Origin of the sequence: Actinokineospora pegani (assembly GCF_009745975.1) — a bacterium.
GTDB lineage: Bacteria > Actinomycetota > Actinomycetes > Mycobacteriales > Pseudonocardiaceae > Actinokineospora > Actinokineospora pegani.
This window is the reverse complement of record NZ_WHOL01000039.1, coordinates 108,988-133,784: the sequence shown is the minus strand read 5'-3', so window position 1 is coordinate 133,784 and position 24,797 is coordinate 108,988. Positions and strand designations below refer to the sequence as shown.

Annotated in this window: 19 protein-coding genes and 2 tRNA genes; 12 read left to right on the top strand and 9 right to left on the bottom strand. The window is 74.0% G+C overall.

All coding sequences use genetic code 11. The annotated features are described in order from the left end of the window. Positions 1–9: 9 nt before the first annotated feature. Together GCL84_RS02675 and GCL84_RS02670 are read right to left on the bottom strand one after the other, a co-directional pair. Positions 10–84 (bottom strand) — tRNA-His (locus tag GCL84_RS02675). A 2-nt stretch (positions 85–86) separates the two neighbouring features. Continuing rightward, positions 87–157, bottom strand: a tRNA-Ser gene (locus tag GCL84_RS02670). Positions 158–288: 131 nt separating this feature from the next. On the opposite strand from GCL84_RS02670, the gene GCL84_RS02665 reads away from it, so the two are divergent. From GCL84_RS02665 to GCL84_RS02635, 7 genes are all read left to right on the top strand, one after another. After that, positions 289–1,755 carry an SLC13 family permease gene (locus GCL84_RS02665; RefSeq protein ID WP_156753711.1) on the top strand — a complete coding sequence of 489 codons (1,467 nt, stop codon included), beginning with the start codon at positions 289–291 and terminating at the stop codon, positions 1,753–1,755. 29 nt (positions 1,756–1,784) lie between these two features. Then, on the top strand, positions 1,785–2,957 hold the full coding sequence (locus tag GCL84_RS02660; RefSeq protein ID WP_156753710.1) for a glycerate kinase family protein: 1,173 nt from the start codon (positions 1,785–1,787) through the stop codon (positions 2,955–2,957). 57 nt (positions 2,958–3,014) lie between these two features. Continuing rightward, positions 3,015–3,332: a hypothetical protein gene (locus tag GCL84_RS02655; RefSeq protein WP_156753709.1), complete on the top strand. Its 318-nt coding sequence runs from the start codon at positions 3,015–3,017 to the stop codon at positions 3,330–3,332. Next, positions 3,292–4,791, top strand: coding sequence for a sensor histidine kinase (locus GCL84_RS02650; RefSeq protein ID WP_156753708.1), 1,500 nt, complete (start codon positions 3,292–3,294; stop codon positions 4,789–4,791). The genes GCL84_RS02655 and GCL84_RS02650 overlap by 41 nt, the downstream gene beginning before the upstream one ends. Further along, positions 4,776–5,441: a response regulator transcription factor gene (locus tag GCL84_RS02645; protein ID WP_156753707.1), complete on the top strand. Its 666-nt coding sequence runs from the start codon at positions 4,776–4,778 to the stop codon at positions 5,439–5,441. The genes GCL84_RS02650 and GCL84_RS02645 overlap by 16 nt, the downstream gene beginning before the upstream one ends. Positions 5,442–5,520: 79 nt before the next feature. Then, positions 5,521–6,783 carry a hypothetical protein gene (locus GCL84_RS02640; protein ID WP_156753706.1) on the top strand — a complete coding sequence of 421 codons (1,263 nt, stop codon included), beginning with the start codon at positions 5,521–5,523 and terminating at the stop codon, positions 6,781–6,783. After that, complete coding sequence (locus GCL84_RS02635; RefSeq protein WP_156753705.1) at positions 6,780–7,832, top strand: type 2 periplasmic-binding domain-containing protein; 1,053 nt, start codon at positions 6,780–6,782, stop codon at positions 7,830–7,832. The genes GCL84_RS02640 and GCL84_RS02635 overlap by 4 nt, the downstream gene beginning before the upstream one ends. Positions 7,833–7,838: 6 nt before the next feature. On the opposite strand, the gene GCL84_RS02630 is transcribed toward GCL84_RS02635, so the two are convergent. The 5 genes from GCL84_RS02630 to GCL84_RS02610 all read right to left on the bottom strand — a co-directional run bounded on the left by GCL84_RS02630 (position 7,839) and on the right by GCL84_RS02610 (position 13,758). Continuing rightward, entirely contained in the window at positions 7,839–8,192 is a 354-nt protein-coding gene (locus GCL84_RS02630; protein WP_156753704.1) for a CU044_2847 family protein, read from the bottom strand. Further along, entirely contained in the window at positions 8,189–9,610 is a 1,422-nt protein-coding gene (locus tag GCL84_RS02625; RefSeq protein ID WP_156753703.1) for a VWA domain-containing protein, read from the bottom strand. The genes GCL84_RS02630 and GCL84_RS02625 overlap by 4 nt, the downstream gene beginning before the upstream one ends. 14 nt (positions 9,611–9,624) lie before the next feature. Beyond that, positions 9,625–11,793: a serine/threonine-protein kinase gene (locus GCL84_RS02620; protein ID WP_156753702.1), complete on the bottom strand. Its 2,169-nt coding sequence runs from the start codon at positions 11,791–11,793 to the stop codon at positions 9,625–9,627. Further along, positions 11,790–13,238: a S1 family peptidase gene (locus GCL84_RS02615; protein WP_156753701.1), complete on the bottom strand. Its 1,449-nt coding sequence runs from the start codon at positions 13,236–13,238 to the stop codon at positions 11,790–11,792. The genes GCL84_RS02620 and GCL84_RS02615 overlap by 4 nt, the downstream gene beginning before the upstream one ends. Before the next feature lie 316 nt (positions 13,239–13,554). After that, complete coding sequence (locus tag GCL84_RS02610) at positions 13,555–13,758, bottom strand: cold-shock protein (RefSeq protein ID WP_156753700.1); 204 nt, start codon at positions 13,756–13,758, stop codon at positions 13,555–13,557. 758 nt (positions 13,759–14,516) lie between these two features. Here GCL84_RS02610 and GCL84_RS02605 point away from each other — a divergent pair. Further along, entirely contained in the window at positions 14,517–17,696 is a 3,180-nt protein-coding gene (locus GCL84_RS02605; RefSeq protein ID WP_156753699.1) for a penicillin acylase family protein, read from the top strand. Positions 17,697–17,876: 180 nt separating this feature from the next. On the opposite strand, the gene GCL84_RS02600 is transcribed toward GCL84_RS02605, so the two are convergent. Continuing rightward, positions 17,877–18,902 carry a YhjD/YihY/BrkB family envelope integrity protein gene (locus GCL84_RS02600; protein WP_156753698.1) on the bottom strand — a complete coding sequence of 342 codons (1,026 nt, stop codon included), beginning with the start codon at positions 18,900–18,902 and terminating at the stop codon, positions 17,877–17,879. 89 nt (positions 18,903–18,991) lie between these two features. Next, entirely contained in the window at positions 18,992–19,507 is a 516-nt protein-coding gene (locus GCL84_RS02595) for a M15 family metallopeptidase (RefSeq protein ID WP_156753697.1), read from the bottom strand. Between the two features lie 159 nt (positions 19,508–19,666). Between GCL84_RS02595 and GCL84_RS02590 the strand changes: the two genes are divergently transcribed. From GCL84_RS02590 to GCL84_RS02575, 4 genes are all read left to right on the top strand, one after another. Next, entirely contained in the window at positions 19,667–20,347 is a 681-nt protein-coding gene (locus GCL84_RS02590) for a response regulator transcription factor (protein ID WP_156753696.1), read from the top strand. Next, positions 20,344–21,717: a sensor histidine kinase gene (locus GCL84_RS02585; protein ID WP_156753695.1), complete on the top strand. Its 1,374-nt coding sequence runs from the start codon at positions 20,344–20,346 to the stop codon at positions 21,715–21,717. The genes GCL84_RS02590 and GCL84_RS02585 overlap by 4 nt, the downstream gene beginning before the upstream one ends. Next, positions 21,714–22,160: a hypothetical protein gene (locus tag GCL84_RS02580; RefSeq protein WP_235925943.1), complete on the top strand. Its 447-nt coding sequence runs from the start codon at positions 21,714–21,716 to the stop codon at positions 22,158–22,160. Before GCL84_RS02585 ends, GCL84_RS02580 begins: the two co-directional genes overlap by 4 nt. A 118-nt stretch (positions 22,161–22,278) precedes the next feature. After that, positions 22,279–24,657 (top strand): ATP-binding cassette domain-containing protein, encoded by a 2,379-nt coding sequence (locus GCL84_RS02575; protein ID WP_156753694.1) that lies wholly within the window; start codon positions 22,279–22,281, stop codon positions 24,655–24,657. Positions 24,658–24,797 lie beyond the last annotated feature (140 nt).

Genomic DNA, 24,797 nt, shown 5'->3' with positions numbered 1-24,797 from the left:
CACCTGTCCTGGACTTGGTGGCGAGGATCGAACTCGCGCCCTCCCGGTCCACAGCCGGGCGCTCTCCCACTGAGCCACACCAAGGGACATGGAGGCGGGATTCGAACCCGCGCCCTCCCGGTCTCGAGCCGGGCGATCACCGCCGATCTCCTCCATGAGTGCCCCGAACCCGGTCGGGGCAAGCGGGAACCTAACACGCCCCCGAGCCGGGATCACGCGATTTGATGATGAAGACGTCCTCATGCGGCGTTCACCGAACGCTCAGGGGCCGGCCACAAGCTGGCAACCGTGACCAGCTTCGTCTACACGACACGGCCAGAGCGGCCGACGCGGCGCTTGGCGCCGACCCCGCCCCCGAGGCGGCGGCCGGTGCCCAAGCGGCTGGTGGTCGTCGCCGCCGTGGTGGCCTGCCTGTCCGGGGCGGCGCTGCTGCCCGGCGGTCCCGGCCTCGACGGCGCCGTGGTGCTGGCCGTGTTCGCCGCCGCGGTGGCCGCGTGGGTGCTGACGGACCTGGATGACACGTGGGTGGCGCTGGCCGCCGTCTGCCTGCTGGCGGTGGCGGGGGTGCTGGCCCCGGCGGAGCTGTTCGCGACGCTGGGGGCGGACCTGGTCTGGCTGCTCATCGCCGCCTTCGTGCTGGCCGCGGGGCTGACCCGCTCCGGGCTGGTGGACCGGTTCGTCGCGGTGCTGCCCGCCCGGGCGCGGTCCGTGCGGGGCCTGGCGCACCTGCTCGCCGTGGCACTGGTGGTGTCCTCGCTGGCCGTCCCGTCGACTTCGGGGCGCGCGGCGCTGGCGGTGCCGGTGTTCACCGCGCTGGCGGGTGTTCTCGCCGGGATGCCGCGGGTGGTGCGGGCGCTGGCGGTGCTGTTCCCGACTGTGGTGCTGCTGTCGGCGGTGTCGACGCTCATCGGGGCGGGGGCGCACCTGGTGGCGGACCAGTTGCTCCAGCAGGCCACCGGGGAGGGCATCGGCTTCGTCCGCTGGCTGCTGCTGGGGCTGCCGCTGGCGGTGGTCGCCTCGCACCTGTCCGTCGAGGTGGTGCTGCGGCTGTTCACGACGCGGGAGGACCGGCGGGCCCGGTTCGCGCTGCGCGGGCTGTTCCCGCCCAAGGGCCCCTGGACACTGGTGGAGAAGCTTGCCGCGGCGACCGTCGGGGTGGTGCTGGCGCTGTGGTGCACCGAGCCGCTGCACGGGCTGCCGCCCGCGCTGGTGGGGCTGGTCGGGGCGCTGGCGATGACCGTGCGGCCGCACCAGGTCACGCCGGGGGCCGCGCTCAAGACGGTGCCGTGGTCGCTGCTGCTGTTCACCGCCGCGACGGCCGCGCTCGGCAGCGCCCTGGTCGCCTCGGGGGCGGCGGGGTGGCTGGCCGACGCCGCGCTGTCGCCGGTGCGCGCCGCCCCGGCCTGGGTGGTGCTGCTGGTCGTCGTCGTGGTCAGCACCGCCGCGCACCTGGCCGTGCAGTCGCGCTCGGCCCGCTCGTCGGTGCTGGTGCCGGTGGTGATCCCGCTGGCGCTGGCCACCGGCCTGGACCCGGCCGCGGTCGTGTTCGCCGCCACCGCCGCCGCGGGCTTCTGCCACACGCTGACCTCCTCGGCCAAGCCCGTCGCGCTGTTCTCCGACCTCGACGGCGTGCCCACCTACTCCCCCCGCGACCTGCTGCGCCTGTCCGCGGTGCTCGCCCCGCTGCACGGGGCGCTGGTCGTGGCCTTCGCCCTGCTCGTCTGGCCCGCCCTGGGCCTGCCGCTCGTCCCGTGACCCGCCCCACCGACCCCCGGAGGAACACCATGAAGATCGTCGTCGCGCCCAGCGGGTTCAAGGAGAGCCTTGGCGCCGAAGCCGCCGCCGACGCCATCGCCGAGGGTGTGCTGCGGGTCGTCCCCACCGCCGAGATCGACCGCGTCCCGCTGGTCGACGGCGGCGAGGGCTCGGCCGTCGCGCTGGCGGGCAGCACCGGCGGGCACGTGGTGGACACCGTCGTGACCGGGCCCATCGGGCTGCCGGTGCACTCGCACTTCGCCATCCTCGGCGACGGCCGCACCGCCGTGGTCGAGATGGCCGCCGCCGCGGGCCTGCGCCTGGTGCCCGCCGCGCACCGCGACCCCGGCCGCACCACCAGCCGGGGCGTGGGCGAGCTGGTCGTCGCCGCGCTCGACGCGGGCTGCGAATCGATCCTGGTCGGCTGCGGCGACTCGGGCACCTCCGACGGCGGGGCGGGTGCGCTGGCCGCCCTCGGCGCCCGGGTGCTCGACGCCGAGGGCCGCGAGCTGGGCGCGGGCGGGGCGGAGCTGGCGCGGGCGCACCGGATCGACGTGTCCGGGCTGGACCCCAGGCTGGCGCGGGTGGACATCCGGCTGGCGGTGAACCCGCACAACGTGCTGTGCGGGCCGCGCGGGGTGGCCAGGGTGTTCGGCCCGCAGAAGGGCGCCACGCCCGAGCAGGTCGAACAGCTCGCCGGGGCGCTGGACACCTGGGCCGAGGTGCTGCGCCGCGACCTGGGCGCGGACGTGGCGCACGTCCCCGGCTCGGGGGCCTCCGGCGGCCTGGGCGCGGGCCTGCTGGGCGTGCTCGGCGCCCCGCTGCTGCCCCGGTTCGACGTGCTGCTCGACCACCTCGACCTCGACGCCCGGCTGGCCGCGGCCGACCTGGTGGTCACCGCGGAGGGCACGATCGACGCGCAGACCCCGCACGGCAAGGTGCCCGCCGAGGTGGCGCGCCGGGCCAAGGCGCACGGCAAGCCGGTCATCGCCCTCGCCGGGCGCATCGGCCTGGACGCGGAGAGCACCTACGCGATCGGCATCGACGCCTTCCAGGCCATCCAGCCCGGGCCGGTGGGCCTGGACGAGGCGATACTGCGCGGCGCGGAGTTCCTGGCCGACGCCGCCGAGCGGGTGCTGCGGATCGTGCTGGTCGGCACCCGGCTGGCCGCCCCGATTTCCCCGGTGGCCACTGTTCGATGAAGATTTCCTCATCTTCGCCTCATCCAGCCCACACCGCCGCCGAGGAAGGTCGAGCGCATGGCCGCACTCCCCCGCACCCTCCTGCTCGTCGCCGCCGTGGCGCTGCCCCTGGGCGCGGCGCTGGCCACCTGGGCGCTGCCGGACCCGCCCGCCCCCGCGGTGCCGGTCGAGGTCAGGCTCCAGGAGAACCCCGTCCCGCCCCTGGGCGACCCCACCCCGCCGCCGGTGACGCCGACGGGCGGCCCGGTGGTCGTCCCACCGCCCGCCCCGGTGCCGCCGGGCGACGACGACTGGGACGACGACTGGGACAATGACTGGGACGACGATGTGGACGATGACCAGGACGACGGCGAGAGCGGCGACGGTGACGACTGAGCCGCTGCCCGTCGTCGGGAACGCGCGCCACCGCAGGCGCGGCGCCCCCGCCCGCGTGCGGATCATGGGGTGGCTGCTGCTGCTCGTGACCGTGGTGTCGCTGTCGACCACGCTGGTCACCTACAACCTGCTGCTGCGCGAGGTCGACCGGGACGTCAACTCCGCCCTGGAGCAGGAGGCGGCCGAGCTGCGGCAGGTGCTGACCGTCGGCATCGACCGGGGCACCGGGCGACCGTTCCCCGACGTGCGGACCGCGCTGTCGGCGCACCTGGCGCGCCAGTACGTCGATGACGACGAGGTCGCGGTGGCGTGGACGCCTGCGGGGCCGATCCTGCAGGCCCGCGAGGAGCCGTTCCGGCTGGGCAACCACCCCGAGGTGCTCGACCCGATCCTGACCGCGCCCACCACCAGCGGGACGGCCGCGACGCCCGCGGGCGAGATGCGCTGGATCAGGGTGGACGCGGTGGGCGCCGCGTCCGGCGACCGGGGCGCGTTCGTCGTCGGCTACTTCATCGACCGCGACCGCGCCGAGGTCAACTCCACCGTGCGCACCCTGCTGCTGGTCGGCCTGCTCGGGGTCGTCCTGGCGGGCGCGGCGGCCTGGTTCGTCGCGGGCCAGATCCTGGCCCCGGTGCGGCTGGTGCGCCGGGCCGCCGCGGAGATCACCGAGCACGACCTCACCCGGCGCATCCCGGTGGACGGCCGCGACGACGTCGCCGCGCTGGCCGAGCAGTTCAACGCCATGCTCGACCGGCTCGACCGCGCGTTCGCCACCCAGCGCCGCTTCCTCGACGACGCCGGGCACGAGCTGCGCACCCCCATCACGATCGTGCGCGGCCACCTGGAACTGCTCGACGACGACCCGGTGGAGCGCGCCGAGGCCGTGCGGCTGTGCACCGACGAGCTGGACCGGATGAACCGCATCGTCACCGACCTGCTGCTGCTGGCCAAGGCCGAGCAGCCCGACTTCGTGAACGCGGGCCTGACCGACGTCACCGAGCTGACCAGCGACATCTACGCCAAGGTGCGCACGGTCGGCGAGCGGCGCTGGCGGCTGGAGGCGATCGGCGAGGGGCAGTGCCCACTCGACGGCCAGCGGATCACCCAGGCCCTGGTGCAGCTCGCGCAGAACGCCGTGCAGCACACCCGGGTCGGCGCGGAGATCCTCGTCGGCTCGGCGGTGCGCCCGGGCTCGGTCCTGTTCTGGGTCGCCGACAGCGGCCCCGGCGTGCGCCCGGAGGACGCCGAGGCGATCTTCCGCCGGTTCAGCCGGGGCTCGGGCGGGCCGGGCGCGCACCGCACCGGCGCCGGGCTCGGCCTGGCCATCGTCCGCGCGATCGCCGAGGCCCACCACGGCGCGGTCCACCTGGAGTCCGCCCCGGGCCGCGGCGCCCGCTTCACCGTCGAGATCCCCGTCCCGCCCGCCCACCCCGGAGGACCGCAGTGGCCCGCATCCTGATCGCCGAGGACGAGGAGCGCATCGCGTCCTTCGTCCGCAAGGGCCTGTCCGCCAACGGCTTCACCACCACCGTGGTGGGCGACGGCGAGGAAGCGCTCAACCACGCCCTCAGCGACCAGTACGACCTGGTGGTCCTCGACGTGGGCCTGCCCAGCCGCGACGGTCTGTCGGTCCTGCGGACCCTGCGCGAGCGCCGCAACACCACCCCGGTCATCATCCTCACCGCCCACGCCTCCCCGCACACCACCATGGCCAGCCTCGAGGGCGGCGCCGACGACTACATGCCCAAGCCGTTCCGCTTCGACGAACTCCTCGCCCGCATCCGCCTGCGCCTGCGCCGCACCGAACTCGTCGCCGAGACCACCGTGCTGCGCGCGGGCCCGGTCTCGCTGGACCTGCGCACCCGCCGCGCCGACATCAACGGCGCGGGCGTGGACCTCACCGCCCGGGAGTTCGCCCTCCTGGAGCTGTTCCTCCGCCACCAGGGCCAGGTCCTGTCCCGGGAGCAGATCCTCTCCCACGTCTGGGGCTACGACTTCGACCCCGGCTCCAACATCGTCGACGTCTACGTCCGCACCCTCCGCCGCAAGATCGGCCCCACCCACATCCGCACCGCCCGCGGCATGGGCTACGCCTTCGACCCGGCCTAGTCCACTATGGACAATGACTGACCGGCCTCACCCGCACGGGGGAGAGTAACGCGGCGCGCACGAGCGCCGACTCCCAGTTGTGACCATCGAGCGGGGCGGGGAGCGGCGGACCGGGCTGGTCTTCGCGCGGATCACGGTCGCGGGGGTCGTCGGCGCGCTGCTGGTCGGGGTGGTGGGGGTGCTCGGGCTGGCGGCCCGGCAGGACGCGCTGGGGGAGGCGATCGCCGACCGGGGGACGCTGAGCGCGGCGATGCTGGACGTCTACCGGGCGCTGGCCGACGCGGAGGCGGCCTCGCTCAACGCGCTGCTGGTCGACCCGCAGCGGGCCGCCGAGGCCAAGGAGCGCTTCCGGGAGGACCTGTTCGAGGTCCACGACGCGTTGCGGCGGGCCGAGTCCGCGGCGGCGGGGTGCGCCGAGGACTGCCCGGGCGCGCGGTTGACGACGCTGGTCGACCTGTTGCCGGAGTACTCCCGGCTGGTCGAGGTGGGGTGGGTGGGCAATGCGGCGGGCGACCCGGTCGGGACCTCTTACCTGGCGCAGGCGTCGTACTTGATGCAGGAGACGCTGCTGCCCGCGGCCGAGCGGGCCAACCAGGAGCAGCGCGCGGCGATGGTCGACGGCCTCGAGGACGGGGTCGCGCACCCGTGGTTCCTCTACGCGCTCCTGGTCGCGGGCGTCGCCGGGATGGTGTGGGCACAGCGGATCGTGCGCGAGCGAACGCGGCGCAGGAACAACCGCGGGCTGTTGGCGGCCACGGCCGTCGTGATCCTCCTCGGCGCCGTCGTCCTCGCAGGCACCGTCGTGGCCTCGAGCCGGGTCGGCACGAGCACGGCGCTGCTGGCCGACGTCGTGGTCCCGCTGTCGGAGGCCCGCAACGAGGCCAGGAAGGCCGACGGGCAGGAGGCGCGGATCGTCGCGTTCCCCGCCCTGGGCGACCGCGAGGGCCTGGCGAACCTGTTCAGGAAGGCGGGCGAACGGCTGGCGGCCGCGAGCGCGCACGTCGAGGCGGAGCGGGACCTGTTGGGCACGGCGAGGGAGGCACTCGAACAGTGGCGCGAGACAGCCGAGCCGATGACCCGGCCGCTGGACCCTTCGCTGGACCACAAGGAGATGACCGCCATCATCGTGAACCCGCGGGAGGGCCTGCACACCACCGACGACGTGGCCTTCGACGCGGCCGTCTCCGCGGTGATCGACCACCACAGGACCCTGGCCACCGCCGCGGCCGGTTCAGCGTGGAGGTGGACGGCCCCGCTCGCCTGGGTGCTCGCCCTCGGCGCGCTGCTCGCGGCGGGCTCGGTGTACTGGGGTATGCGGCCCCGGCTGGAGGAGTACCGGTGAAGCGCCTGGCCGCCCTCGCCCTGGTTTGCGCCGCGCTCGCGGGCTGCGCGGCCCCCTCCCCCGCGACCCCCACCGACCGCGCGCTCGTCGACGAGCTCGACCCCGTCGCCTACCCCAAGGGGTACAAGGAGAACCCGACGAAGGAAGACCCGCTGCGCGACTGCGGCGACGAGACCCGCAGTTGGCGCCCGACCCCGGGCGACGCGGACGGGCCGACGGTGCGGGCCATCCGGGAGAAGGGGTACCTGGTGGTCGGCGTCAGCCAGACGGCGCTGCTGCTCAGCAGGCGCGACCAGGTCTCGGGGAAGATGTCGGGCTACGAGGTCGACATCGCCAACGCGATCGCCCGGGCGCTGTTCGGCGACCGCTGGGAGCAGTCGCTGCGGTTCGTGAACATGCCCACCGGCAAACGGCTGCTGTCGCTGGACACCCAGCCCAACCGGGAGGTCAGGGCCAGGGACGCGACGGTGGAGGAGGTGCCGCAGGTCGACATGGTGCTGGCCGACGTCACCGTCACCTGCACCCGGGTGACCCAGTTCGGCATCGCCTACTCGCGGCCGTACCTGACCACCCGCAGCGGCCTGATGGTGCGCGACGGGTTCAAGGAGGACGCCCAGGGACCGGACGACCTGGGCGGCAGCGTGGTCTGCTCCGGGGACCAGACCACCAACAGCGCGGAGATGATCGAGATTCGCGACCGCCAGGTCGTCGAGGGGAAGACCCCGCTGCGCCCGGTGACGGTCCAGGACACCAGCGAGTGCCTGCCCCTGCTGCAGCGCGGCCTGGTCGACGCCATCGCCACCGACACCGTCATCCTGGCGGGCTTCCGCCTGCAGGACCCCGGGACCAGGGTGCTGCCCTACCGGGACGCGGAGGGCACGACCGCCATCTCCCTCAGCGGCGATCCCGAGAGGCGGGACCTGGTCCGCTTCACCAACGGCGTCCTGGACCGGATGCGCGCGGACAACTCGCTGTCGCGAGCCCACGACACGGCTTTGTCCACTATGGAGGACCGGAGCGCCCTCCCCGACGAACCCTACCGCGACTGACGGCGCCTACTCCGCCGACTCCTCCACCTCCTCCGGCACGATGCTGTCATCGCGGCGCCACCGGAGTTTGACCTCCAGTTGCCCCTGCACCCCCGTCTTCGCGATGAACGCCCCCGCCTCGACGTCCAGCTTCACCCCGAACTTCAACTCCACCTCGTCCGGGGCCTTGTCCATGTCGCGGAAGCGGTGCAGCGCCGCCTCCGCCGCACCGACCACACCGGACAGCGCGTCCTCCAGGCTGGCGCGGGCCCGGTCGAGCACGTCGGCGGCGCGGCCCGCGGGGGCGATCCGGTGCGCGGCGTCGACCTCGACGAGCACGGAGCCGCCGTTGGACAGGGGGAACTGGACGAGGTCGGTCACGCGGTCTCCTCGGGTAGGGCGGTGCCGCACGCGCCGCAGAACGCGGCGGTGGACGGGTTCTCGGGGGCGGCGCAGGCCGGGTTGGCGCAGCGCCTGGTCCGCCGGGGCCCGGACGGGCGGGCGCGGGGGACGACGGGGTGGATGCTGCTGGAGTGCGAGGAGCCCACCACGGCGGCGAGCATGTCGACGGCGGTCAGGCCGGGGCGGGCGCGGACCACGCCGTCGAGCGGGTCCCCGGTGATGTCGACCAGGTTGCGCAGCCGGTCCAGCATCTCGGCGTGGCCCAGGCCCGCGGCCAGCACGACCGCTTCCCGCCACGCCGCCTCGGCCCCGGGCACGTCGCCCGCCCGGTGCGCGGCGCAGCCCCGGTTGACCGCCTCGGCCATGCCCCGCTGGTCGGTGAAGTCGGCGACGCTGGGGTCGACCTGGCTGGACAGCAGGGCGTTGCGCGTCCACCGCACCTCGACCGCCGCCACCTCGGAGACCTTGGCGAACGCGCCGCCGACCGCGCGCGCCTGCACCTGGATCCCCGCCGCCCTGCGGTCCTGCTCCAGGTCCCACGAGCCGCGCTCCACGGCCAGGGCCAGGTGGAAGCGGCGGGTCTCGGCGCCCCAGGCCCCGGTCGAGTACACCACCGCCCTGGGCCCGTCCGCCTGCTCGAGCAGCTCGGCGTCGGTGGGGTGGGTCTGCTTGAGGAACAGCGGCCGCGCCCACTGGCTCGGCTGGACCCGCACGCGCACCTCGGGCACGAGCTTGCCCATGACCGCCTCGGTCATGGCGGCGAAGTCGGCGACCAGCTCGGCCGTGCCGCGCACCGCGTCGGCCTTGCCGCGCAGCGCCGCGGTGATCCGCAGCAGCTCGGCGGGCGACCAGTCGGCGCCGATGCCGCGCGCGTCGCAGTCGAACACCGGGGCCGCGCGGTCGATCGCGGCGGTCAGCTCGCCCGGGGTCTGGGTGCTGAGGCCGTCGGTGAGCAGGATGGCGTGGCGGACCCCGTCCGGGTGGTCGGCCAGCAGCAGGCCGACGAAGTCGAGCCAGTCGGCCATCGAGGTCCCGCCGCTGGCCGACAGCCGCGCCACCGCCCGCCGGGCGGCGCGGCGGTGCTCGGCGTCGGCCGGGACCATGGCCGCGGTGGGCGGGTACACCATCTCCGCCACGGTGTGCCCGGAGACCACGGCGAACAGGGCGCCCTCGCGCAGCGCGTCGATCGCGGCCAGGGTCGCGCGCTGGGCGGCGACCAGCTTGGTCGCGGTGCCCATCGACCCGGAGGTGTCGATGACGATCACCTGGGCCACGCCCGCGGCCGGGACCGCCGCGCCGGAGGCGGTCACGGTGACCGCCGCGTGCACCTCGGCCCCGGTGGGCGGCAGGTGCTTGTTCTGCGCGATCTCGACCTCGAACCGGGGGGTGGCGTCCACGCGGTCGTCCTCTCTCACCACTGGGTGACCGGGCGGTGGCGGTTGGCCAGGTCGACCAGCTCGCCCCGCTGCCGGGGTGTCTCGGCCTGCCGCGCCAGGGCGCGGTAGGCGGCCTCGAGGCGGGTGCGCAGCGCGCGCTCGCCGGGGTCGTCGGGCCGCTCGGGGCGCTCGGCGAGCAGGGCGTCGAGGGCGGCCTGCTCCACCAGCGCGGTGAGCGCCTCCCTGGCGGGCCCCGCCGGGTTGCCGTCGTCGAGGTAGAGACCGGCGAGCCGGGCGCGCGCCCGGTCCAGGTCCGGCGCGGTCGGCCGGGACCCGTCGGCGAGGGTGGCGCACCAGACGCGCACGGCGGCGATGCCCGCCGCGTCGTGGAAGCGGGACCGGGCCGGGACCTCGGCCAGGTGGGCGACGGCCTGCTCCCGGCTGGACCGGGCCAGCGAGATCCTGGTCAGGCCGAACGCGGCGGCGGCCACGGCGTGGTCGCGCGCGCGGACGGCGCTGTGGAAGGCGGCGGCGGTGTCCAGGTCCTCCTCGGCCTCGGCGCAGAACGCCAGGGCGAGCTTGGGCGCGTCCTCGCCGGGCACCGCGGCGTAGACCTCGTCGAAGTCCCCGCGCGCGGCCGCCACCTCGCCCCTGGCCAGGTTCAGCAGGCCCGCGTGCCAGCGGACCCGCCAGTCGTGGGCGGGGGCGGCCGAGTCGGCGAGCGCGGCGGCCGCGGCGGTCACGTCGCCGAGGGCGAGCAGGGCCCGGCAGCGGGCGAGCGCGGTCTCCGGGCTGCGCAGCCCGGAGTCGTCGAGCTTGCTCAGCAGCCGCTGCGGCGGGTCGCCCGCCGCGCCCGCGAGGAAACCCGCGGCGTCGTCGTCCTCGTCGACCACGGGCGCGGGCAGGCGGTCGGCGGTCTCCTCGGGCGCGGGGCAGGCGTGCAGCCGCCCATCCGGCTCGAGCAGGGTGGAGACTTGGCCGAGCCTGCCGTCGAAGCTCTCGGCCACCGGCGCGAACCAGATCGGCTCGCCGGGCCGCTCGACCCCGTCGCGCAGCGCGGCGATCTCCCGGTGCACCGCCGCCAACTGGTCGGACATCTCCGCCGCCGAGGCGAACCGGCGGGTGTAGTCGGGGTGGCGGGCGCGCAGGCAGACGCGGCGGAACGACTCGACGCCCACCCCCACCCCCGGCGCGCCCCAGCCGGTGCGGTCCGCGCTGGCCTCCAGCAGCCGCATCAGCGTCTCGCCGACGGTGTAGAGGTCCGAGCGGACCGTCATGCCGCGTTCGGCGATCTCGGCCCGGGACACGGCGAAGTCCTCGGTGATGGTCAGCGACCTGCCCCGCTCGGCGACGTCCTGCACGGCGCCGAGGTCGATGAGCTTGACCCGGCTGCCCGGCTCGCCGTCGGCGCCCGAGCGCAGGATCACGTTGGCTGGTTTGAGGTCGCAGTACACCTTGCCGCGCCCGTGCAGGTAGTCCAGCGCGGTCAGGACCTGGCGGCCCATGGTGATCACGTGCTCGACCGTCATCGGCACGCCCAGTGGCGTGCCGCCCGCGTGCGCCTCGGCGGCCACCTCGCTGAGCACCAGGCCGTCGACGTACTCCATGACGATGTAGCGCCGCTCCTGCCCGGTGTGCGCGTCGACGTGCGCGGCGAAGTCGAGCACCCGGACCACGTTGGGGTGGGCCAGGTCGATGAGGTTGCGGACCTCGTGCGCGGTGGCCTCGGGGTCGTCCTCGATGAGCCCCTTGAGCACGACCGGGGCGCCGAGCAGGCGGGTGTCCCTGGCCAGGTAGACCCAGCCCATGCCGCCCCTGGCGAAGGGGCCCTCGACCTGGTAGCGCTCGTTGAGCACGTCGCCGCGGGCGAGGGTGGGCAGGAACGTGTACGGGGCGCCGCAGGCGTGGCAGTGGCCGGTCGAGCGGTCCGGGGGCAGCGAGCCGGGGTCGGGGCAGGCGGTGTTCGGGCAGCGGCGGTTGCGCCCGGTCGGGGCGACCGGGTCGGCGATGACCCGGCTCACCGGGTCCTGGAAGGCGAAGCGGGGCAGCAGCCAGTCGGCGCCGCGCCGGGCCGAGGAGTCCCCCGAGGTGGGCGACGGCGCCGGGGCGGGGCGCTGCTCGACGGGGTGGCCGTCGAGGTCGCAGTACCCCGTCTCGTCGACCTCGCCCGCGCAGCCGGGCCACTGGCAGCGGGTCTGGGTCATCGCGGCCCCTCCTTCCTGCGCGCCAGGACGGCGGCCTCGAACGCGCGCAGCGACGCGCGCGCGGCGGCGTGGTCGACGGCGCGTTCGGTCAGCGCGACGTGGGCGCGGCGGTGCAGCCCGCCCAGGTGCGGGTCCTCGGCCAGGCCGAGCTCCACGACCTCCATCCGCACCGCGTCCAGGTAGCGCAGGTCGTCGGCGAACGGGTCGCGGACCACCCCGGGCAGGGAGCGCCGCAGCGTGCGCAGGTAGCGGTCGGCCCTGCTCGGGTCGGTCGCGGCCAGGTCCCGCACCAGCGCGAACGCCACGTCCCCCGGTCCGACGACCGCTTCCAGCGCGGCCGCCCGCAGCGCCACCGCCCGCCCCTGCAGCGCGCGGACCTCGGCTGGTGCGGGCGCGTCGGCGTCGGTGAACCCGAGCACCACCCGCGAGCCCGCCTCGACCAGCGGCCCGACGACCGCGCGGAGCAGGTCGCCGGGGTCGGCCGCGGCGTCGACCCCGTCGAGCACGGCGGTCAGGGCGGGCGCGCCCGCGCCCAGCCTGCGCGCGGCCGTGGTGGTCGGGGCCACGGCGAGCCCGGCCCGGTCGACCACCCGCCGCGCCACCTCGTCCGCGGTCCGCCCGGCGACGTCCACCGCGAGGTCGACCGCGGGCGCGTCCCCGCCGGTGCCCGAACGGCTCAGCGACAGCGTCACCGCCCGGCGCACCACGGCGACGTCGTGGCCGAAGACGACGAGCACGGCGGGCTCGGCGCCGAGGCGGCGCAGCGCGGCGAGGAAGTCCTCCGCGCGCTCGTCGTCGCCCGGCGCGTCGGTGAACCCCCGGTCGAACCCGCTCTCACCGACGACGTGCGGCTCGACCTCGGGCAGGTACCGCAGGACGGTGTCGGTCGAGGCCATCCACGCCAGTCCCAGGTCCGGGTCGGTGTGGTGGCTGACGACGATCCCCAGCACGTCCCCGGTCTCGACGTCCTGCACCCCCGCCCCCGAGAACCCGGGCCGCACCCGCGCGCCCAACGCGTCGACCGCGTCGAGTTGCAGCCACTCCACCCCCGTCTGCACGGTGACGCGCACCCTCGCCACCACCCCGTTCTCCATGGTGGCCGGGTAGCCCGCGACCCGGGCGGCCCTGCCCCGGGGGGTCGCGGACCGGCGCAGCCGGGCGCCGTGGCCCGCGGGCTGCGGCTCGCGCAGGCGCAGGACGGCGACGTCGCCGCGGTGGTCGGGGTGGGCGGGCTCGTGCTCGCCCAGCGTGGCGCGGGTCCTGGGCCGGTCCTCGTGGCCCATCAGGTCGACGTCCACCTCGGTCTCGCCCGCGAGCACGTGCGCGCAGGTCAGCACCCGCTCGGTGCCCAGGAGCACGCCCGCGCCCAGCACCCTGCCCCGCACCGAGAGCACGCGGACCCGCCACGCCATCCCCTCGGTGTCCGCGGCGGACCTGGCTCGCATGGGTCAATGATCGTTTGCCCGCGCCGTTCCGTTTCGGGAAACGGTCATTTGTCCACCGATCGGCGCATGGCCGATTAGTCGTGGAACCGTCGGGAAAGCGGGCGGCCCCGGGAGACGGCGACGGGGCGCCAGGTCCGTGTCGCCACGGTCCTGACGCCCCGATCGGGAAGTCTCGCCTTGCTCGCCGGAACGGCTACGCGCTCGCGGGGACGGGCCTGAGCCCACCGCCCACCGCGCGCACCACGCCCCGGCGCCTTCCACGATGGCCTGGCCGCGGCGCGGTGCGCCGGGCTGCCATCGCCACGTCAGCCGTTGATCAGGAGGGGGAGACGTTCTCCGCCTGCGGGCCCTTCTGGCCCTGGGTGACCTCGAAAGTCACCTTCTGACCCTCCTGGAGCTCCCTGAAGCCGGTAGCGGCGATCGCGGAGAAGTGGACGAACACGTCCGGGCCCCCACCATCCTGCTCGATGAAGCCGAAGCCCTTTTCGGCGTTGAACCACTTCACGACACCCGATGCCATGTCACTGCCCTTCACACAATACCTGTCCCGCCGAGTTAGGCGGGATCATCTTCTCCGCACAACGCGATGCGCCGCACAGAGAATGCAAACAGTAACAGGCACCCCCACACCTCCGCCCGCTCGACCCGTGCGAACGGGAGGGCACCCCCCGAACCGGCCATCCGAACCGACTGACCACTGTGCACTCTCCCACCCGGAAACCGTTACCCACGGCGAAGGGGGACCACGAGACCGGGTCGCCCGATCCGGCCACGTCGTCTCCGATCCGGGGCGGCGCCCCGCGCCGACCGACAAGGCGCCCGCGTCGGCAAGCGCCCGCGAACTCGCCCGCTAGCGCTCACGAGGCCCAGGCAGACGGCCCAATCTGATTCAGCAAATGGCCCACCGGTCGAGACGGAACCCCCGACTACGCGAACGGAGCGACCGTTACCCACAGTCAGGACACCCCTCCGAGTGCTCACCCGACCGTGGGAACCGGCCCAGGATCGGGAAAGAGCGCCGCCCCAGTACGGCAGTACCACACCGCGACGGCGGATGACGCGACGCGGTGTACAGCCAGGTGAACGGGGGCCGCCGGATGTGACCACGCGTGACAGCCGGTGCCGAGAACGTCGGTGGAGAATCCCCCGCGCGCCGTCGAGGCCGCCTGGACGCCCCGGCTCGGACGGCCCGGCGGGATCGACGGCCAAGCCTTCCCTCATTTGCCAACTCGGCAGTAGGTTGGCGGTCCCCCCGCCTGCTCGCAGAGGAGCCCCTGGATGAGGTCACGGTCCCGCTTTTTGGCAGGCGCGCTCGTCGCCGCGACGGTCGCCGGGCTGGCGGTGGCGGGGTCGGCCTCCGCCGAGCAGGTGCCGCTGCCACCCAGGACGGTCGGGTTCGCACCGGGTGACTACTGCCTCGGCCAGTGCAACGACATCCTCACCCCGGGCCAGAACGGCAGCGCGACGCTCACCGAGATCCTGGCGCACCGGGTGCTCGGGACCCGGCCGCAGCACTTCGACGACCAGATCGGCAAGTACGACGCCCTGGCGCAGGGGCGCGGCGCGCTGACCACCGACAAGATCAACACCTTCCTCAACGACTCGTCGTTCGGGGTGCCGCCGGAGCAGGTGGAGAGCACCAAGAAGCCCAGGGCCGACGTCACCATCATCCGGGAGAAGGCCACCGGCATCCCGCACATCTACGGGACCACCCGGTCGGGCACGACGTTCGGCGCGGGCTACGCCGCCGCCCAGGACCGGCTGTTCCTGATGGACGTCCTGCGCCGGGTCGGGCGCGGCCAGTTGACCCCGTTCGCGGGCGGCGCCGCGTCCAACCAGTCGCTGGAGCAGGGCTTCTTCTCGGAGGCGCCCTACACCGAGGAGGAGTTGCAGCGGCAGGTCGACGAGGCCGCCGCGGCCAGCCCGCGCGGCCAAGTGGCCATCGCCGACGCCCGCTCCTACCTCGACGGGGTCAACCAGTACATCACCGAGGTCTACAACAGCCGGTCCTTCCCCGGCGAGTACGTGCTGCTCGGGCACATCGACGCGCTGACGAACAAGGGCCGGATCGAGCCGTTCAAGCTCACCGACCTGGCCGTGATCGCCTCGCTGATCGGCTCGCAGTTCGGCGGCGGTGGCGGCGGCGAGGTGCAGGCCGCGATCGCGAAACTGGCGATCCAGGAGCGCTACGGCGTCGTCGAGGGCGAGAAGGTCTGGAAGAGCTTCCGCGGCGAGGACGACCCGGAGCACATCCAGACCATCCACAACGGCCAGTCCTTCCCGTACGCCAAGGCCCCGGACAACCCGCAGGGCCTGGCCATGCCGGACAAGGGCTCGGTGACCTCGCAGCCGCTGGTCTACGACCGCACCGAGACCGGGACCGCCCAGCAGCCCGCCGCCCCCAAGGAGCTGGAGGCCGCGCGCGGCATCCTCGACGACGGGGTGCTGCCCGGCGACCTGCTGTCGGACAAGCGCGGGATGTCCAACGCGCTGCTGGTCTCCGGCGCGCACACCGAGAGCGGCAACCCGGTGGCCGTCTTCGGCCCGCAGACCGGCTACTACGCGCCGCAGATGCTGATGCTGCAGGAGTTGCAGGGTCCGGGCATCAGCGCGCGGGGCGCGTCGTTCGCGGGCATCAGCTTCTACATCCTGCTCGGCCGCGGCCAGGACTACTCGTGGAGCGCCACCAGCTCCGGGCAGGACATCACCGACACCTACGCGGTCGACCTGTGCAGCACTGACGGCAGCCCGGTCACCAAGGACAGCAACGCGTACATGCTGCGCGGCACGTGCACGCCAATGGAGGTCGTCGAGCGCAAGAACGCGTGGAAGACGTCCATCGGCAGCACCACGCCAGCGGGCTCTTACACGTTGCGCTCCTACCGGACGAAGTACGGCCCGGTGACGCACCGGGCCACTATCGGCGGCAAGCCCGTCGCCTACGCGACGCTGCGCTCGACCTACCAGCACGAGCTGGACACGGTGATCGGCTTCCAGGAGTTCAACGACCCGGACGCGATGACCTCGGCCGCGGACTTCCAGCGCGCGGCCTCGCACATGACCTACAACTTCAACTGGTTCTACGCCGACTCGCGCGACATCGCCTACTTCAACTCCGGCATGCACCCGGTGCGCAAGCCCACGGTCGACCCGGGGATGCCGGTCCTGGCCAACAGCGACTACGACTGGGACAACTGGGACCCGGCGACGAACCGCGCCGACTACGCCCCGGCCGAGGAGCACCCGAACGTCGTCAACCAGGACTACCTGATCTCCTGGAACAACGGCCAGGCGCCGGGGATGGCCGCCTCGGGCCTGGACCGGGGCTCGGTGCACCGCGGCGACCTGCTCGACTCCAGGGTCAAGGCGCTGATCGCCGACGGCGGCAAGGTCGACCGGGTGAACCTGACCCAGGCGATGGCCGAGGCCGCGCTGGCCGACCTGCGCGCCGAGCGGGTGCTGCCCGAGGTCTTCCGCGTGCTCGGCGACGGCGACGCCGCCAGCGCGGCGACCGTGGCCGAGCTCAAGCGGTGGGTCGCCGACGGCAGCCTGCGCACCGAGACCGAGCAGGGCAGCCGGACCTACGCCCACGCCAACGCGATCAAGGTGCTCGACGCCTGGTGGCCGCTGCTGGTGCGCGGGCAGTTCCAGCCGGGTCTGGGCGAGTCCGCCTTCACCGGGCTGACCCGCGTCCAGAAGGTCGACGAGTCCCCCTCCTACAACCAGAGCCACCGCGGCTCGGCCTTCCAGGGCGGTTGGTGGGGCTTCGTCCACAAGGACCTCCGCGCCGTGCTGGGCGACCCCGTCCAGGCCCCGCTCGCCAGGACCTTCTGCGGCGACGGTGACCTGGACCGCTGCAAGCAGGTCCTCCTCGATACCCTCAAGCAGGCCGCGGCCACCCCCGCCGACAAGGTCTACCCCGGCGACTCCCACTGCGAGCCCGGCGACCAGTGGTGCGCCGACGCGATCATCCACAACGCACTCGGCGGCGTCACCCAGGACCCGATCAGCTGGCAGAACCGCCCCACCTTCCAGCAGGTCGTCGAGTTCCCCGCCCACCGCGGCGACGACATCGCCAACCTGGCCAGGGGCGCCAGGGCCACCGCCTCCGGCGCCGAACTCCTCAACCCCGCCCGCAACGCCGTGGACGACAACCCCCGCACCCGCTGGGCCAGCAACTGGAACAACAACCAGTGGCTCGCCCTGGACCTGGGCGCCACCAAGGTCCTCTCCCGCGCAGTCCTGGCCTGGGAGGCCTCCTACGCCAAGGCCTACCGCCTACAGGTCTCCCCCGACGGCCGAACCTGGCGGGACGTCTCAACCACCTCGACCGGAGACGGCGGCACAGACGTGATCACCTTCCCCACCACCGAGGCCCGCCACATCCGCATGCGGGGCGAGTCCCGAGCCACCCCCTTCGGCTATTCCCTCTACGAGTTCGCCGTCTACGCCAACTGACCGACCCCGCTCGACCCGCAGGGGCCGATCGACCTCCCGGTCGGTCGGCCCCTGCCCTGTGGACAACCCGACCTCGACACCCCGACCCTGTCGGCCCCCACCGGTAACGTGGAATCGGGGGGTCCCCAGCGCCGGATGATCTTGGGGCCCTTATTCGTCCACTCTGGACAAGCCGAGGAGTCAGCGGTCCCGGCGGGTGAGCAAGAACGTCGCGACCGCGCCGAAAGCGGCGCCGAAGAGGGCGGGGCGCAGGGGGTTGCCCGGTTCGGGGGCGGCGACGTTGATCACGGCGGGCGGCGGGGCCCGCACCGGCCTGCGCTCGATGGTGTCGCTGCCGGTGGCGGTCCAGGCGGTGATGAAGATCAGCAGGCGGGACACCAGGGAGATGAAGACCAGCAGGCCGATGACCGAGCCGAACGCCACGCCGCTGGGTGAGCCGCCGATGATGCCCAGGTAGATGTTGCCCGCGACCTTGAGCAGCTCGAAGCCGAGCGCGGCGGCGGCGGCGCCGCGGATGGCGCTGCGCAGGCCGACGGGTTCGCGCGGCAGCTTGGTGAGCACCCAGAGGAACACCAGCCAGTCGGCGGTGAGCGCGAGCAGCACCGAGGTGACCGTGAGCAGCACCGACGCCGCCGGGGTGCCGTCGACCCCGGCCAGGTCCAGCAGCCACGCCCCCGCGCCCGCGCCGATCGCCGTCAGGCCGAAGGACACGATCAGCGCGACCACCAGGCTGAACAGCGCCAGCAGGTCGCGGACGACCATGCTCAGCAGCGGCTGGTCGCGCCGGTGCTGGTCCCACATCGCGGTCAGCGCGTCGCGCAGGGCGTTCATCCAGTTCCAGCCCGAGTACAGCCCGATGACCAGGCCCAGCACGCCGATGTGGGCGCGTTCGTCGATGAGGTTGTCCAGCAGGTCGCCGACCTCGGCGTCAAGTGCCCTGGGCACGGCGTTGGCGACGATCGCGCGCAGCTCGTCGAGCAGGTCCGGGCTGCCCGCCAGCACGAACCCCGCCGTGGAGAACCCGACCATCAGCATGGGCACGATCGACAGCACGCTGAAGTAGGTGATCGAGGCGACGTACTGGTACCCGCTGTGCTCGATGTAGCGGTTCCCCGCCCGCGCCAGGTGGTCCAGCCATCGCCGCTTCGCCTTGGCCGCGCGCCAGCGCGTGGCCCAGTCGGTCCGAGTCCCCGAGTTCGTCCGCACCCGACATGTCTACTGGTCCCGCCCGGGCGCGTCCGCCCCGACCCTGGGCACCGGGCGGGGCGGCCGCAAGGCGAGGCCACCTCTTGTCCTCAGCCGCCCGCGTCCGGCAGTGGCGCGGGGCACTGGCCGCCCGGGGTGGTGCGCAGCTCGAAGTGCCACATCTCGTTCGCGTAGGTCTGGCACAGCCCGTACCTGTCGCCGTTGCGGATGAGCCAGTCGGCGGCGTCGGTGGGGCCGATGTCGACGGCTTCACCGGTGACGTGGGCGGACCCCTCCGGGGTGGCGACCCAGCGGCGGGCCTCCTCGAGGCTGCCGTGCTTGGCGATGGCGGCGTCCAGCAGGCGGCGCTGGTAGTCGGCGGAGCGCCAGCCGGAGGTGACCCGCAGCTCGATCCCGGACCGGCGGGCGTCCTCGGTGGCCTGGCGCACGGCCGCGAGCAGGGCGGGGTCGAGGCGGGCGAGGGCGGGGTGGTCGTCGTGCGGGGAGATGCTGCTGTGGGCGGGGATATCGCCTTCCGCGGTGGGCTCCGGGGGAGCGCTGGTGGCCCCTGGGGCGCAGGCGGCGAGGACGACAGCGAGGCCGATGGTGGCGCGGAGACGGGACACGGCGGTCCTCCTGGGAGGCTGGGAGCGGTACACCACCGACTCTCGACCGCGGTTGTCCCCGGGCCGTGCGCGTCACGTCCTGGTTGTGCGACAAGATCCGTCACCGGACCATGACATGTCGGGGACGGGCCCAGGACGCCCGGCTGCGATAGTGGGGACATGCCGCGCGTACTGCTCATCGAGGACGACGCCGCCGTGCGGGACGGGCTGCGGATCGCCCTGACCTACCAGGGCCACGAGGTCGAGGCCGTCGGCACCGGCGAGGCGGGCCTGGCCGCGGTGGCCGCCGACCCGCCCGACGTGGTGGTGCTCGACCTGATGCTGCCCGGGGTGGACGGGTTCGAGGTGTGCAGGCGCGTCCGGGCGGCCGGGGACCTGCCGATCATCATGCTCACCGCCCGCGACGACGACATCGACGTGGTCGCCGGGCTGGAGGCGGGCGCGGACGACTACGTGGTCAAGCCCGCGCGGGCCAGGGTGCTCGAGGCGCGGATCCGGGCCGTGCTGCGGCGCGGCGAACGGCGGCCGGGCGCCGACCGGCAGGAGCGCCACGGCGACCTGGTCGTCGACCGCGACGGGCTGGTGGTCGCCAAGCGCGGGCAGCCGGTCGCGCTCGCGCCGACGGAGCTGCGGCTGCTGCTGGAGCTGTCGGCCGCGCCCGGCCGGGTGTTCAGCCGCCAGGTGCTGCTGGAGTCGGTGTGGGACCAGGGCTACCTCGGCGACTCCCGGCTGGTCGACGCGTGCGTGCAGCGGCTGCGCGCCAAGGTCGAGGACGACCCGGCGGCCCCGGTGTACATCCGGACGGTCCGCGGGTTCGGCTACCGGTTCGGCCCGTTGTGAGGCTGGGCCTGCGCACCCGGCTGCTGCTGGCGTTCGCGCTGCTCAGCGTCGTCACCGCGGCAGCGGTGGCGGGCGCGGGCTACGTGCGGGCCCGGGACGCGATCGTGCAACGGGCCCAGGACAACGCCGTCATCGAGACGACCAACCGCGTCCAGCGGCTCTACCCGCTCGACACCACACCGCTCAGCGCCGCGTTGCTGCGGCAGGTCGCGGGCGCGGTGTCCGGCCGCGAGGGCGTCGCGCTGGCCTCCGGCGGCGGGCTCAGCGGGGGTGGGCTGGACCCGGCTGTGGTCACCGACGAGCTGCGCGCCAAGGTCGGCCAGGGCAGGGTCGCCTGGCAGCGGGTCGACCTGGGGGGCACGACGGCGCTGGTCATCGGCATGCGACTGCGGGTGGACACCCGTCCGTCGGGTGTCGAGGTGTACGTGCTGCGCCGGCTGACCGCCGAAGCCGAAGCGGTCGGGGGGCTGGCCAGGGACGCGTGGCTGATCGGCGGGGCGGGCCTGCTGTTCGGCCTGCTGCTGGCGCTGCTGGCGGCGCGCAGCGTCCTGGGCCCGGTGCGCGAGCTGCGCACCGCCGCCCGGCGGCTGGGCGAGGGCGACCTGGACACCCGCATCGAGGTGCGCGGCACGGACGAGCTGGCCGAGGTCTCCCGCACCTTCAACACCACCGCGGAGTCCCTGCGCGCCCACGTGGCCGAGCTGCGCGCGCTGGAGGCGGACGCCCGCCGCTTCGTCGCCGACGTGTCCCACGAGCTGCGCACCCCGCTGGCCGCGATGGCGGCGGTGACCGACGTCCTCGACGCCGAGGCCGCCGACCTGCCCGAGGTCGCGGGCCAGGCGGTCCGGCTGGTCAGCCGCGAGACCCAGAACCTGGCCCGCCTGGTCGACGACCTGATCGAGGTCAGCCGCTTCGACTCCGGCGCGGCCGGGCTCGCGGTGGACGAGGTCGACGTCGCCGAGGCCGTCCGGGCGACGCTGCGCGTGCGGGGCTTCGACGTCGACGCGGACCTGTCCCCCGCCGTGCTCGCCACGCTGGACCCGCGCCGGTTGGACGTCATCGTGGCCAACCTGGTCGGCAACGCCCTGCGCCACGGCGCGCCCCCGGTCGCGGTGACCCTGACGCGCTCGGGAGGGGACGTGGTCATCGAGGTCGCCGACCACGGCCCGGGACTCGACGAGGAGGTGCTCCCGCACGTGTTCGACCGGTTGTACAAGGCCGACACCGCCCGCGGCCGCTCCGAGGGCAGCGGTCTGGGCCTGGCGATCGCCTGGGAGAACGCCCGGTTGCACGGGGGCGCGCTGACGGCGGCCAACCGGGCGGGGGGTGGCGCGGTGTTCACGCTGCGGCTTCCGGTGGCCGCGCGGTGAGGCGGGTGGTGTGCGCGGCGCTGGTCGGCCTCGTGCTGGCAGGCTGCGGGGTGCGACCGAGCGGTGTGATCTCCGGGGTGGAAGCGCCGGACGGGCCCACGCGAGCGGCGGTCCCCGTGCTGCACTTCGTCGCGGCCGGGGCGGTCGTGGCGGTCGGGCGCCCCGGGGGGACGGACGTGGTCGCCGCGCTGGCCGCTGGCCCGACCCCGGAGGAGTCGGCGAACGGGCTGACGACGGAGGTGCCCGCGTCCGCCGCCCCCGCGGAGTCGCGGTGGACGGCGGACGGGATCGAGGTCGACCTGAGTGACGACCTCACGCGGCTGAGCCCCCTGGCGGTCAGCCAGATCGTGTGCACGGTGCTGGCCGGGGAGGACTCCAGCACGGCGACGGTGACCCTGCGCGGCGGCGGGCAAACCCTGCGACGGGGGACCTGTCCGAGCTAGGACCGCCCTGGCCGGGGCGGTGCCGCGGCGGAGTGTCGGTCCGGTCGGACATACTGCGCTGGGCTGGTCGGGTGATGACGTGAGCACGCACCCGGCCCCGTCGAGCGAGGGAGATGGGATGAGCAGGGCCGCCAAGGCCGAGGCGCGGCACGCCGCCGACAGCCACGACCTGATCCGCGTGCACGGCGCGCGCGAGAACAACCTCCAGGACGTCAGCGTCGAGCTGCCCAAGCGGAGGCTCACGGTGTTCACGGGCGTGTCCGGCTCCGGCAAGAGCTCGCTGGTGTTCAGCACCATCGCCGCCGAGTCGCAGCGGATGATCAACGAGACCTACAGCGCGTTCGTGCAGGGCTTCATGCCGACGCAGTCGCGGCCCGACGTCGACGTGCTCGACGGGCTGACCACGGCGATCATCGTCGACCAGCAGCGGATGGGGTCCGACCCGCGCTCCACCGTGGGCACCGCCACCGACGCCAACGCGCTGCTGCGCATCCTGTTCAGCAGGCTCGGCGACCCGCACATCGGGCCGCCGACCGCGTTCTCCTTCAACACCGCCTCGATCACCAGCTCCGGCTCGATCACCGTCGAGCGCGGCGCGGCGACCAAGGCCGAGAAGGCCACCTACACCCGCACGGGCGGCATGTGCGTGCGCTGCGAGGGCCGGGGGTCGGTGTCCGACATCGACCTCGCCGAGCTCTACGACGACACCAAGTCGCTCAACCAGGACCCGTTCACCATCCCCGCCTACACCGGCGACGGCTGGACGGTGCGGGTGATCCGCGACTCCGGGTTCTTCGACCCGGACAAGCCCATCGCCAAGTTCACCAAGAAGGAGATGCACGACTTCCTCCACAAGGAACCGGTCAAGGTCAAGATCCAGGGCGTCAACCTCACCTACGAGGGCCTGATCCCGAAGATCCAGAAGTCGATGCTGTCCAAGGACCGCGAGTCGATGCAGGCCCACATCCGGGCGTTCGTCGACCGGGCGGTCACCTTCACCACCTGCCCCGAGTGCGACGGCACGCGGCTGAGCGCGGGGGCGCGGTCGTCGAAGATCAAGGGCGTGAGCATCGCCGACGCCTGCTCGATGCAGATCAGCGACCTCGCCGAGTGGGTGGGCGGGCTCGACGAGCCGGGCGTGGCGCCGCTGCTGGCCACGTTGCGCCACACCCTCGACTCGTTCGTGGAGATCGGTCTGGGCTACCTGTCGCTGGAGCGGCCGTCTGGCACGCTGTCGGGCGGCGAGGCGCAGCGGGTGAAGATGATCCGCCACCTCGGGTCGTCGCTCACCGACGTCACCTACGTCTTCGACGAGCCCACCACCGGCCTGCACCCGCACGACATCCAGCGGATGAACAACCTGTTGCTGCTGTTGCGCGACAAGGGGAACACGGTGCTCGTGGTGGAGCACAAGCCGGAGACGATCGCGATCGCCGACCACGTCGTCGACCTCGGTCCCGGCGCGGGCTCGGCGGGTGGCTCGGTCTGCTTCGAGGGCACGGTCGAGGGCCTGCGCGCCAGCGACACCGTCACCGGCCGCCACTTCGACGACCGGGCCGCGCTCAAGGAGGCGCTGCGCGCGCCCACCGGGGCGCTGGAGATCCGCGGGGCGGACAAGCACAACCTGCGCGAGGTGGACGTCGACATCCCGCTCGGCGTGCTGTGCGTGCTGACCGGTGTCGCCGGGTCGGGCAAGAGCTCGCTGGTGCACGGGTCGATGCCCAGGGACGCGGGCGTGGTGACCGTCGACCAGACCCCGATCCGCGGCTCCCGGCGCTCCAACCCGGCCACCTACACCGGCCTGCTCGAGCCGGTCCGCAAGGCCTTCGCCAAGGCCAACGGGGTCAAGCCCGCCCTGTTCAGCGCCAACTCCGAGGGCGCCTGCCCGACCTGCAACGGCGCGGGCGTCCTCTACACCGACCTGGGCGTCATGGCGAGCGTGGCCACCACGTGCGAGGAGTGCGAGGGCAAGCGCTTCCAGGCCTCGGTCCTGGAGTACACCCTCGGTGGCCGCGACATCAGCCAGGTGCTGGCCATGTCGGTGGCCGAGGCCAAGGAGTTCTTCGCCGGGGGCGAGGCCAAGCTCCCCGCCGCCCACGCCATCCTCACCCGCCTCCACGACGTCGGCCTGGGCTACCTCAAGGTCGGCCAACCCCTCACCACCCTGTCCGGCGGCGAGCGCCAACGCCTCAAACTCGCCACCCACATGGGCGACAAGGGCGGCATCTACGTCCTCGACGAGCCCACCACCGGCCTGCACCTCGCCGACGTCGAACAACTCCTGACCCTGCTCGACCGCCTGGTCGACTCCGGCAAGTCCGTCATCGTCATCGAACACCACCAGGCCGTCATGGCCCACGCCGACTGGATCATCGACCTGGGCCCCGGCGCGGGCCACGACGGCGGCCAGGTCGTCTTCGAGGGCACCCCGGCCGACCTGGTCGCCAAGCGCTCCACCCTCACCGGCGAACACCTCGCCGCCTACGTGGGCGCCTGACAGTCCTCGACGCGGTCCCGCCCTGTCCGGCGGCCAGGACGGGACCGCGACTGGTCCGCCACGACCGGCGCGGACCAGGCTGCTCCCGCCCCCACGGCGCGGCTTTGTCCCGCCGCGCTCCCAGCGGCCTCGGCTCGCTC